The organism is Hahella sp. NBU794, from assembly GCF_050749805.1.
Taxonomy (GTDB): domain Bacteria; phylum Pseudomonadota; class Gammaproteobacteria; order Pseudomonadales; family Oleiphilaceae; genus Hahella.
This window is the reverse complement of the sequence record NZ_CP192738.1, coordinates 779,540-791,358: the sequence shown is the minus strand read 5'-3', so window position 1 is coordinate 791,358 and position 11,819 is coordinate 779,540. Positions and strand designations below refer to the sequence as shown.

Sequence of the window (11,819 nt, the reverse complement as noted above, 5' to 3'; positions counted from 1 at the left end):
ACGCCAAAAGGCTGATCTTTTGGCTAGAATTTTTCTTCGTCGACATCGCGCCGACTCATAAAAATAGATAAAGAAAAACAATAACTAAACAACAAATACAGCAGTTAATCCGCCAACAATGAATATATTAAAAACCGCCATTCTGGGCAGCCTCGCGGCTGTCTCCGTCACGGCTTTTACCGGCTGTGGCACAGTAAACACCGTCATGCGCGGCGATGACGTCGCCGCGCGCAACCTCAACGAAATCGGCACTCATTGTGAGTCCATTCCCCGGGTCTACAGCGGCGTCGCCTATGACCTGTGCCGCCTGCATGGCGCACCCGCCCCCATTCACACCTGGCAGGCGACGGATGGAGAAGCGCACATGTTAGTAGTGGATTTGGTCGTATCAGGCGTGCTCGATACGTTGTCCCTGCCCTACACCATTTTCAAGCAATCAGAGCAAGGCAATATCCGCATCAAATGATCGCGGGGCCTCTCGTTAGAAAATGCGCCTGAAAGTAATCTAAGACGTGGAGTTTACGCCGGGTCGTCCGGCGGCTCCATGCGACTGCATACCCGGTTACGCCCTTCCTTCTTGGCCTGATACAGGCATTCGTCGGCGGTGGACAGCAGGTTTTCGCGACTGATGTGTGGGCCGGGATAGCATGTCACCAGCCCGGCGCTGATGGTGACGATCTTCTTGCCGTCATTATGTTCATGGGCGATCGCCAGTTTGTGCACGGCGTTCAACATGGCGTCAGCGAATCGCTGACCGCCTTCCGCATCCGTGTCTGGCAGAATGACCACGAACTCTTCCCCACCCAGGCGGGCGACAAAGTCCGTGTTGCGCTTGCGCACCTGGTAAATCATCTTCGCCACTTTCTGCAGGCAGGCGTCGCCGGCGGGGTGACCATAGAAGTCATTGAATCGCTTGAAGTTATCAATATCGATCATAATCAACGATAACGGCTCTCGCGCCCGGCAGGCGCGGAACCATTCGCGACGATAGACTTCCTGGAAATTGCGCCGGTTCGGCACGCCAGTGAGCGCATCGGTCAAGGTTAGCTTCTTTAACAAATCCCGATTGCGCACCAGTTCCAGCAAGTTACGCGTTCGCGCTTTGACGATAGAGTGGCTGTAAGGTTTGATAATGTAATCGATGGCGCCGGCTTCCAGGCCGCGCGTCTCGTCTTCCGCAGAGTCCCGCGAGGTGACGAACACGATGGGGATATCGCGGGTTTCCGGTTCACGCTTCAGCTGTTTGCAGACCTGATAGCCGTCCGTGTCCGGCAGCACCACATCCAACATGATCAGATGCGGATGCGCCTCACGGGCGATCTGCTTGGCCTGCTCGCCATTGACAGCAAAGAACAGCTCATACTCGTCCCCCAGCATGCTCGCCAGAGTCTCAATATTGCTGACGGAATCGTCCACGATAAGAACACGCTGCTTGGTCTGCGGTCTGCCGCCTCCCAGAGTCAGCTCAGTTTCTTCCAAAGACAGCTGAATCTGGCGCAGGAATAACTCTTCCCGCTCCTGGGCGTTGCGCAGTTCCGACTTCATTTCCCGCAACACCAACTGCGTGTTGACCTTGGCGATGAGTTCGAACCAATTAAACGGTTTGATGACATAGTCCACGGCGCCTTGTTTGTAGCCGTTGACCATGTCGTCCACGTCATTTTTCGCAGTCAGAAAAATGACGGGAATATGCCGGGTATTCGCGTTGCTTTTAAGCCTGCGGCATACTTCAAAGCCATCCATGCCGGGCAACTGGATATCTAGCAAGATAATGTCCGGTAAGTCCCGGATCGCCATTTCCAGCGCCTCTTCGCCAGTCATGGCGAACTCCACTTCGTGCACTTCTTTGAAGATGTTATGCAGAAGCTCAATATTGGTGGCCTGATCATCCACCACCAAAATACGCCCGGCCGGTTGTTGCTTAGCCATAGGTCGTCGCTCTAATCGTCTGTTCGTATCAGGTTTCGCAAACGTCTCAACGCTTCCAGCGCCTCTTTAAAGTTCAACTTCTGTAAGTTTAATAGCAAATCCTGATTTTCTCTCTTTGCGGCGTCACTTAATACGTACGCATTGACTTCTTTAGCGACGTCCCTGGCGCGTAAGTTATTGCTGGAAATAAGTTTTTCCAGCTCATCCAGTATTTCAAGCAATGCCCCCCGGGCTAACGGCCCATCCTCGTTTTGAGGCTGCGGCTCGGGTTCGCCGTTGCTTTCCAGTTCCAGCAACAGCAGCTCCGCCTGACGCGCAGAGCCGGACATTTCGTCCAGTGCGTCCGCCAGCACCACCAGGGACTCGTTTCTCACCTGCCCCAGGCGTATTTCCTTTTCCAGAGTCATGGCGGCTTGATACACACCCTCGGCGCCGAGATTACCGGCTTCGCCTTTCAGGCTATGGGCCAAATGTTCAGCCCCCTGCTCATCGCCCTGGTCCAGCATGTCCTGCAAACGGGCGCAGGCGTGAGAATTGTTTTCAATAAAATCCACGACCAGATGCAGCAGCAGCGATATATTGCCCAGGAAGCGCGCTTGCGCTTGCTGCCAGTCGATCCCCGGCAGATCCAGTTCAATGGAGTTCTCCGTGATCTTACGGGCGGGCTTGTCCACAGTGGACTCGGCAGCCTCTGTTCGCCTGCTTGGAGGCGCTTCCCGCATCCAGGCCTTTAACGTCCGGTACAACTGGTTAACGTCGATAGGCTTGGTAATATAATCATTCATACCCGCCTTAAGGCAACGTTCTTTATCACCGGCGATCGCCATCGCCGTCATGGCGACAACCGGCGTTTTATCCAGACCCGGCAGTTTGCGCAACAATTGCGTCGCCTGCAAGCCATCCATCTCGGGCATCTGAATATCCATGAATATCAGATCCCAGAGTCCTTCTTTGCGATACAAGGCGTCTTTGATACGGTTAATGGCCTGCAAGCCGTTGTTGCAGATGTCTACATGTAACCCCAGATCCCCCAGCAGATGACGAGCCACTTCCTGGTTACCCGGATTATCCTCCACCACCAGCACTTTGCCAGATACCCTTGGACGGGCCACAGGACCGACTTCTTTCACTTCCTGTGGCGGCGGAGCCTCGTCCGTATCCACTTGGAAACCAGCCGTGAATACAAATGTGCTGCCTTTTCCTGGCGTGCTCTTCGCCCAGATCTTGCCCCCCATCAACTGCACCAGTTGCTTACAGATGGCGAGCCCCAGGCCAGTGCCTTCATAACGCCGACTTAAACGGCTATCCACCTGACTGAATGCAGCGAACAGGCGCGACAGATTTTTCGGCGCAATGCCCACGCCGGTGTCACGGATGGAAAAGCGCAGCATCACCGGTCCTTCCTCGCCGGCTTCTTTCTTGTACAGACGCACCGTCACCACAATTTTGCCTCGCTCCGTGAACTTAATCGCGTTATTCACCAGATTGAGCAGGATCTGTCCCAGACGATCCGGGTCCCCTTTCAGTCGCTGCGGCACGTCCTGGGAAACGGAAAAGATCAGCTCCAGTTGCTTCTCCGCCGCCTTCGCCGCTTCCATTTGCGCCAACTGCTGTAGAACGCCATCGAGGGTAAAGGGCCTGTTTTCAATCTTGAGCTTGCCCGCTTCGATCTTGGAGAAATCGAGAATGTCATTGATCAGCGCCAGCAGCGACTTGGCGGCGACGTTAATGCGGGTGAGGAAATCTGTCTGCCTTGCATCCAGGTCCGTACGCTGCATCAGATAGCACATCCCCAATATCGCATTCATGGGCGTGCGAATCTCATGGCTGACGTTGGCGACGAAGAAACTCTTGGCTTCACTGGCGGTTTCAGCCTGCTCTTTGGCGAGAATCAGCTCTTTTTCCGTCTGCTTACGCGCGTCTATCTCACCACGCAGTTTCCGTATCAGGATGTTGATCGCCACCCAGGCGATGAGCAACAGACATAGCGTCAATAAGGCGTCCATTAAAAACGCATGCTGCATGTTGCGCTTGAGCTTGCTGAAGAAAAGATGGCTGACTTCAAAACGCGCGACGCCTAGAAGTTCGTCTGTCACCCTGGAATACAGCTCAATTTGAGCGGCGTAGCAACCTGCGCATTTGCGCACGCCCCAGGTGCGATTGAGAATCCCTGATGGCGCATTCAACGTGGTGTAGTCCAGTTCCAGCGTCACGCTCTGGAAAAAAGGCGTCTCCGATACCGGGTCGGTCAGCAGCAGAATCTGATCAATCACCCGCTCCACCCGCTCCCGGTCCACCGGCTGACCAGGATGCTCCGTCAGCACATCCGCCAACGCCACTCCCTGGGAGTAGGCCAGTATCTGGGCGTTCGCCTGCGCTTCTTCGCTTAAACGGGGCTCCAGACCGAGAAACCAATAAACCGCCAATACGCCTTCCAACGCCAGCGCCAGCAATGAAAACGCAAGCGTGGCGGCGATAGGCACGCGGGATCGCTCTGCACGGATGTCACGGGCCATATGTTTTCGCCACCTTCAGAAAAAACGCTTTGATACGAATCTGCGATTCCGCCAACGTCTGCAAATTGATGTAAGGCTTTATATGCGCCTCGACCGCCAGTCCGCCCAAAACGCCTTTGGACACATCCCCTTCAAACGGTGAGAAAAGCACCACCTGTTTGTCGACGCCGAACTCGATCAGTTGCTTAAGTTCGTCGTCAAACAGTTTTTCAATGATGAAAATACCGGCGGGCGGCGCTGTCTGATATTTGCTCAAGGCGAAATCATTGGAGATCTCAACCCGAATGGGCAGCCCTCGCACCCGCGCCTGCAGCTCGCCCTCGCCCAGCTCCAACAGCTCACGGCCATAGAATTCCGCTTTGGCGCTGTTGTTGGCGTATATAAGCACTATTTTTAAATAATCGTCGTGGGTCTTCTTGGACTCGATATCCTGATCCGCCGCCAGCAGGGAGCGGAATAACTTCAAGCCGGTGCGGATGCGGCGCTCCTCCATGGTGTCCGCATGCGCCGTTAACGCCCAGGCGCAACTGAGAAGCAACAGGAGTAAGGATAGAAGCCGCCTGAAATTATGCGAGCCGGTAACAAAATGAATTGGCATACAGGCTTATTGGAGCTTGCCGCATGACTTGCGGCGACGCGCTCGCGCTGCATATTCGTCGCCTGTTCGGACGCCAAGAGGCTGTTGACGTTTCGGCATTATTTGTTCGCTAATTTGATCCGCATGAGTGGGCACAACCTTTCCACGAATCGAATTATAAATCAAGTTGAGAGATGGCATAGCCCGCTATGCGGGCCGCTTAGCCTCAGACCGCCTGCTTGCGGGGACTGGCGCGATATCCGCTGTCGATGGAAAGGGCGCACAGGCCCGCCAGCGCCCGCACGAACGCCAGCCTCTCCTCCGGCGCGGACAGGCCATTTTCTTCATCGGGTTGAAACAGCAGACAGAGCAGACCAATGCGACGCCCCTGGCGATTCTTGAGCGGCATCGCCACAGCGCTGAGGCGTTCGCTGCCGACGTGATTCAGCAGGCTCTCATGGGTGCCGCAACGGGCTGCGGAATCGTAGGTGACGGCGATGACGCTCAGGTCCTCTTGATAAGTCGCCTGCACAAAGGCGATATTCTGATCAGACAAACGCAGCGACGGCATTGCGTGATGAGTTTTAGCGCCATGACGCGTCTGGAAACACGCCGGCCACAAATGCTCCTCTTCAGGGTCGATCAGGTAGACCAGCGACCCTTCCGCCTGACTCATATGCATCGCATTCAGGGACACCTCATGCAGCAGGCGCTCGAAATCCTGCTCTTCCGCCAGAGTACGAGTCAGCCCAGTGAAGCGGCTGATGGTGTTCTTCATCAGTTCTATCGCGGACGCCAGGGAGTCGATGTCGCTAATAGATGACTTCACAGTTAATGGCGACACAAAATCCAGGCGCTGGATACGGCGGGTTTCCTCCGCCAGATTTCTGAGCGGGCGCGCAATTTGATTGGCGAAAAACAGGGCGAACGGCAAGGCCAGTATCACGATAACCAGAGTGATAATGCCTGATTGATTAGTGATTTCGTACGCCTCCGCCAACAGCTCGGACTCCGGCGCCAGTATCATCAGGTTAGCGGTGAAGCCCACCAGGTTAACGGGACGGGTCACTCCCAACCAACGTTCGCCGTGGGAGTCAAAGAAGAAGTCGGAGCCAGCGGATTCCTTCTGCCGCGCGATGAAGTCGCGAATCTCAGGACTTTTCAGGTCCGCCAGTTGCAGGATGCGCAATTTCTCGGGGTCGTTATCCACGACTATGGTGGCGGGGTCCAGACTACCGATCACACTACCGTCATGGGTATAGATCAGCATTTGCGACGAAGGACTGACTCGATTCTCCTGCAAAGTCTGCGACAGCGACTCCAGGGTGATGTCCGCCGCGAACACCGCGCCGCTGGCGGGGTCCTGCTTTACCGCCGTCACTCCGACCTTACCGATAAAATAATACAAATAAGGCTGCGTGGTGGTGACGTCGCGAGTATAGGCCGCCAGACGATACCAGGGACGCACGGTGGGATCGTAATTGGAGTAGCCGAGGTCTTTCTCGCCAATTCGATTCAGCGCTTCATCGTAGTAAAAGCGCATGAAAGCGTTGGCGCCGTCGCTGCGCTCGATATTGTCCACCACATAATGGGCGCCCAATGGCGCGTCAAAACGTTTCAGCAGATATTCCGAGTTCAGGTTGCGAATGATGAAGTATTCGGAGTCCGCATACCCTACGGATAACGCGGCGACTTGCGGCTGCGCCCGTAAAACGGCGACCAGGCTGGGTAAGTGCTGTAAGCGGCCTTCGAGGTCGCTTTCCTGCATCAACGGCGATAGTGAGAGTAGTTTGACGGTGGCGGAAACGGGAGAGTAGCCTGCGTAAAACGCGCCGCTAACGTCCGTGGCCACTCTATCGAACAAGTGATGGGTGGACGTTATGAATATGTCCGACATTTTCTGGTGATGAAACCAGCCCAATACCGCGCCGAAGGTCAGTAACAGCGCAATAAAGGCCATCGCCAAATGGAACTGGATCGAGTGCTTGGCTCTACGTCTTTTGGTTCGAAACACATTGTCGTCCGAATCTGGGCGTGTTAATCCTTACTACCCTCAATACGGTTTATTTAGCCGCATAAACCGTCGACTACAGAGGCATACGTAGTAACACGTAACTTTAACACAATTGGGAGGGCCAGGCTCCGCAATTTCGCGATTAATCCGTAATATTCGCTCTGGTCTAGTCCTTTAAAAAAAGTCAGGGGCGCTCAGAATTACCAAATTAGTATTGGCTTGACAACTCGTTCCTGTCCTCACGGACAGGATATTCGGCGTCAATGATTTGAGCAGCCCGGTCAAAACAGAACATTCTATCGCATTGGGATCCAATTATGATTGATTTTCGCAGCGACACTGTCACCCGCCCCAGCCAGACCATGAGAGCCGCCATGGCGGCCGCAGAAGTCGGCGATGATGTCTACGGCGATGACCCAACGGTTAACCGCTTGCAGGACATGGCGGCGGAGATGCTGGGCTATGAAGCCGCCTTGTTCGCCTGCAGCGGCACCCAGACCAATCTACTGGCGTTGCTCACCCACTGCCAGCGCGGCGACGAGTACCTGGTCGGCCAACAGGCGCACACCTATAAATATGAAGGCGGCGGCGCAGCGGTGTTGGGGGGCATACAACCTCAACCTATCGAGCACGATGCGGACGGAACTATCCCTCTGGCGAAAATCGAGGCGGCCATCAAGCCTGACGACTTTCATTTCGCACGCACCCGTCTGCTAAGCCTGGAAAACACGATAGGCGGCAAGGTGATTCCGCAAGATTACATCCGAAACGCAACGGACCTTGCCCGCCGCCGGGGCCTCGCCACTCACCTGGACGGAGCCCGCCTGTTCAATGCGACCGTCAAGCAAGGCATTGAACCCAAAGAGGTCACGCAATACTTCGACTCCGTCTCCATTTGCCTGTCAAAAGGCCTCGGCGCGCCGGTTGGCTCACTCTTGTGCGGCGACAAGGCCTTTATCGACACCGCCCGGCGCTGGCGAAAAGTCTGTGGCGGCGGCATGCGGCAAGCTGGCGTCCTGGCCGCAGCAGGCATCATTGCGTTGCAATCAGGGGTTGAACGTCTACAAGAGGATCACGACAACGCCGCTTATCTGGCGCAACGTCTGGCGGAGACCAACCTGTTCGACATAGATATAAGTCTGGTGCAGACCAACATGGTGTTCGCCGCCTACCGGGGGGACGACCTCAACGCGCTGGCGCAGTATCTGAAGTCACAAAATATCTTAATTTCTCCGTCACCAATGATCAGGTTTGTTACGCACCTCGATATCTCAAGGGATGACGTCGATCGCCTGATGCAAGCGCTGCAGGCATTTAAAAAATAAGCGCTACGTATATTGGAGTCTGGATAAAGGCTCCAATACTTTCCCCGCTCAGTAACGCTACAAACAGTTCCCTTTTTGAGCAACTTCCCACCTCACACCGAGGGCTACGTAACTCTTTGTAAAAAATAAATTTTCCAGTCTGGCTACCTGTTAGGAATAATATGCTATATTTTGTCTGTTAATTATTTTTAATAAAACAACGGGCATTAAGGAATAACTATGAGCGACGTTTATTCTACTCCGCAATCCAACCTCACTCCGGAGCGTAGTGGAGACCGCAGGTGGGGCTCGCTGGAAGACGGCGTTAACGGCAACTACCACTTTCGGGTGGGCGAACTGATCAGCGAGGCTTGGGAGCGCACCAATGGTGCGAAAATGACCCTCATCCTCGCGGGAATAGTCTATATCGCGGTAATGTTCGGCGTGACAATCGTCACAAGCATCATTTTCGGCATTATCACCCCAGACAACGCCGTGATCGCCCTCATTCTCGGTCTTGTAAACCAGATTGTCATTTCCGCAGTCACCATCCCTATTGCAATGGGCATGTTCATCCTAGGATTAAAGCGTTCAGTTGATGCGCCTATCAATGTAGGAGAAATCTTCAACTACTTCAGCAAAGTCGTCCCGCTACTTATTGGCGTGATCCTGATGTACCTGTTGATCGCCCTCGGATTTGTACTGCTGATCATTCCAGGCATCTATCTAGCTGTTAGTTATTATTTGGCGTTGCCTTTAATTGCAGAAAAGGGTCTTTCTCCGTGGCAGGCTCTGGAAGCCTCTCGTAAAGCCATCACCAAGCGCTGGTTCGCCGTTTTTGGCTTGTTCTTGCTGCTGGGCTTGATTAACTTTGTGGCAATGATCCCATTGGGCATTGGCTTGATTTGGACCTTGCCCATGACCATGATTTGTTACGGCGCACTGTACCGTAATATCTTCGGCGTGGAAGAGGAAACTATGGCGGGTTAATCGCCAAGCGGCTTCTTGTGCGAAAAAGCCAGCGTAATGCTGGCTTTTTTATGTAGATATCAGAGATCTTCCAGGTTATTCAACTGGATGCTCAACGCAGCGCCAGAGATATGTATCTCCACCAAACATATAATCAGAGATCCGATTAAAAACAATAAACTCCCTCCAAGCAGCCCTTCCCCCACGTACTCCAACTGCAAAATCAGACTGCCCATGGAGAGCGTGCATAAAATAAAAGCCATCACTCCAAGAGTCTGCATCCAGCGAATCAAATGAATCCGCTTTCGCAAATGCAGAATCTGCTGCTTCATATGACGTTCCTTCGTCTCATTCAACTGCTTGTACAAAGAGCGAATCAACTGGGCAATCACCAGAAAGCGATTGGTGTAAGCCAGCAATAGCAGGGAGATGGCGGGAAACAGTAGTGCAGGTGTAGAGATGTTCAGCATCGTTGAAAGCTTAGGGCCTTAAGAAACAAACTAATTACCAATCAGATCACAAAGCCTATCCCTTTTCCACAAGCGCCTCTAGAATGGGCGCTCAAGAATAAGACCGGTGATATCAAACCAGGAGCCATTCTGATCTGATATGACAATCAGACTAGCGGAAGACACATGGTCGCTGTTGTTGACTGCAAGTACTAGCGAAAATGATCTCCAATGAAAAAAGCTTTAAGCATTACCATCTGTCTATCGATAACTTTAACGCTGTTATTTTCTTTTATTGTTACAAATAGTTGGCGATTTCTTGACGGCTTCGCAGACCTCGAAAAAATATACTCTGTCTCCATTTACTTACAAGCAGTTCTTGCTTTTATAACCTGCCTTATTAGCTACGCTTACTTTCTATCTAAAAAATCTACAAAGGCAATGCTCGGAGGCGCAGTAGTTTCTGCAGTTATATATGTTGTCAGCACTTATACGGTTACCCTTTCATACAGAGTTAACTCGTTTTCAACCAGCATTAGCGGATTCATCGTTAGTGAAATTCCGTTTTCTGAGTCACAAACATTAGAGCGAAAGTGGTATGGATACCTTGTAAGCTCAGACAATGGCTCAACCCCTCTCGTTGTTTCCGCATCCCCTCTTTTTAGCCAGACGGAGGCGATCGACTCGTTAATAAATGATCATAGTCTCTGTAAAAAATTGACGGATGGTCAGTGCCAAGAATACGAGCTTTCCTGGCCATAACTACGGAACTCGTCAAACAGCCAGACGAAAACTTAATGGAAGGAAAGAAAACGGCTCGCATTCTGCGAGCCGTTGAGATCAGTTGTCGTCGAGGTGACGGCCCAGGAGGGCGTGGTAGATGTTCTGGTCGTTGATGACGCCGGATATTTCCTTTTCTCCGCCAACCAGTATGGCGTGGCCGGTGAAGTGGCGGATGGCCACTACGTCTCGCATGAGCGTATCTGCAGGGATAATCGTGGGCAGCTTTTGCAGGCTTTCCACGTCTTGCTCCGTACTCCAGCGTTGCACAGGAAATACGGCGTCCGCGTACCGAACCTGGCTCTCTTCCAGCTTGTCCGCCGTTTTCAGCCAGTAGTCGTAGCGCTTGCTGACGCAGATTTCATCCGCCACCTTTTCCGCCATCGTCAGCGGACGCATCAGCGATTGCGCAAGCAGCACATTAACCGGATTGGTGTGCGATACAAAACTGCGCACATAATCATTGGCGGGATTCAACACTATGTTTTCCGGCGTGTCATGCTGCACGATGCATCCGTCTTTCATAATGGCGATATGGTTGCCGAGCTTCAGCGCCTCATCCAGATCGTGGCTGACGAAGATCACCGTTTTGTTCAGTTTCTCCTGCAAGCGCAGCAATTCATCCTGTAGCTGATTTCTGATCAGCGGGTCCAAAGCCGAGAACGGCTCGTCCATCAGGATAATGTCGGACTCCATCGCCAGCGCCCGCGCCAGACCGACCCGTTGCTGCATGCCGCCGGACAGTTCGCCGGGTTTGGTGTCGCGCCATTGCGCTAACCCCACCAGTTCCAACTGCTCGTCCACACGCTTTCTTACCTGGGCGCGGCTCATGCCTTTCATTTCCAGACCAAAAGCGACATTCTCTCCCACCGTCAGCCAAGGCATCAGCGCAAACTTCTGGAACACCATGGTGATGCGCTCCAATCGCAGCTTGCGCTGCTGCTCCACCGACAAGGCAAAGAAGTCCTGCTCGCCCTCTTCCGTGGTGATGAGGACCTGTCCCCGGCTCACGTCATTCAAGCCATTCGCTGTGCGCAACAAACTGGACTTACCGGAGCCGGACAGCCCCATCAGCACACAGATCTCGCCCTTTTCTACTCGCAAGCTGGCGTTATTGACGGCGACGGTGTGTCCAGTGCGGTCGAGAATCGCTTCCCTGTCCAGACCTTCGTCCAGCATGCCCAAGGCCTGCTGAGGCTGGTCGCCGAACACCACGTCTACGTTTTTAAACTCAATCATGGCAATTGCCCACTACTTTTTCAGCAGAGACCAAGCGCAATG

The 11,819-nt window shown here is 53.4% G+C and carries 10 protein-coding genes; 4 read left to right on the top strand and 6 right to left on the bottom strand.

All coding sequences use genetic code 11. The annotated features are described in order from the left end of the window. Nucleotides 1-118: 118 nt before the first annotated feature. On the top strand, nucleotides 119-466 hold the full coding sequence (locus ACQYWX_RS03555) for a YceK/YidQ family lipoprotein (protein ID WP_127968455.1): 348 nt from the start codon (nucleotides 119-121) through the stop codon (nucleotides 464-466). A gap of 53 nt (nucleotides 467-519) precedes the next feature. On the opposite strand, the gene ACQYWX_RS03550 is transcribed toward ACQYWX_RS03555, so the two are convergent. From ACQYWX_RS03550 to ACQYWX_RS03535, 4 genes are all read right to left on the bottom strand, one after another. Further along, entirely contained in the window at nucleotides 520-1,929 is a 1,410-nt protein-coding gene (locus ACQYWX_RS03550) for a response regulator (RefSeq protein ID WP_127968454.1), read from the bottom strand. A gap of 11 nt (nucleotides 1,930-1,940) precedes the next feature. Next, on the bottom strand, nucleotides 1,941-4,445 hold the full coding sequence (locus tag ACQYWX_RS03545) for an ATP-binding protein (protein WP_431687903.1): 2,505 nt from the start codon (nucleotides 4,443-4,445) through the stop codon (nucleotides 1,941-1,943). After that, entirely contained in the window at nucleotides 4,435-5,043 is a 609-nt protein-coding gene (locus ACQYWX_RS03540) for a hypothetical protein (RefSeq protein WP_431687902.1), read from the bottom strand. Before ACQYWX_RS03540 ends, ACQYWX_RS03545 begins: the two co-directional genes overlap by 11 nt. A 205-nt stretch (nucleotides 5,044-5,248) precedes the next feature. Beyond that, nucleotides 5,249-7,036 carry a GAF domain-containing protein gene (locus ACQYWX_RS03535; protein WP_279504153.1) on the bottom strand — a complete coding sequence of 596 codons (1,788 nt, stop codon included), beginning with the start codon at nucleotides 7,034-7,036 and terminating at the stop codon, nucleotides 5,249-5,251. A 317-nt stretch (nucleotides 7,037-7,353) separates the two neighbouring features. Between ACQYWX_RS03535 and ltaE the strand changes: the two genes are divergently transcribed. Together ltaE and ACQYWX_RS03525 are read left to right on the top strand one after the other, a co-directional pair. Beyond that, nucleotides 7,354-8,361 (top strand): low-specificity L-threonine aldolase, encoded by a 1,008-nt coding sequence (ltaE, locus tag ACQYWX_RS03530; RefSeq protein ID WP_216736398.1) that lies wholly within the window; start codon nucleotides 7,354-7,356, stop codon nucleotides 8,359-8,361. A 219-nt stretch (nucleotides 8,362-8,580) separates the two neighbouring features. Then, nucleotides 8,581-9,330: a hypothetical protein gene (locus tag ACQYWX_RS03525; RefSeq protein ID WP_216736397.1), complete on the top strand. Its 750-nt coding sequence runs from the start codon at nucleotides 8,581-8,583 to the stop codon at nucleotides 9,328-9,330. 59 nt (nucleotides 9,331-9,389) lie between these two features. Here the strand turns inward: ACQYWX_RS03525 and ACQYWX_RS03520 are convergent, their stop codons facing one another. Further along, entirely contained in the window at nucleotides 9,390-9,779 is a 390-nt protein-coding gene (locus ACQYWX_RS03520) for a DUF2721 domain-containing protein (RefSeq protein WP_216736396.1), read from the bottom strand. A 210-nt stretch (nucleotides 9,780-9,989) separates the two neighbouring features. On the opposite strand from ACQYWX_RS03520, the gene ACQYWX_RS03515 reads away from it, so the two are divergent. Further along, a complete protein-coding gene (locus ACQYWX_RS03515) occupies nucleotides 9,990-10,520 on the top strand; it encodes a hypothetical protein (protein WP_431687901.1) in 531 nt (176 codons plus the stop codon). 78 nt (nucleotides 10,521-10,598) lie between these two features. Here ACQYWX_RS03515 and choV read toward each other — a convergent pair whose 3' ends face one another. Next, entirely contained in the window at nucleotides 10,599-11,777 is a 1,179-nt protein-coding gene (gene choV, locus ACQYWX_RS03510; RefSeq protein WP_431687900.1) for a choline ABC transporter ATP-binding protein, read from the bottom strand. Nucleotides 11,778-11,819: the final 42 nt, after the last annotated feature.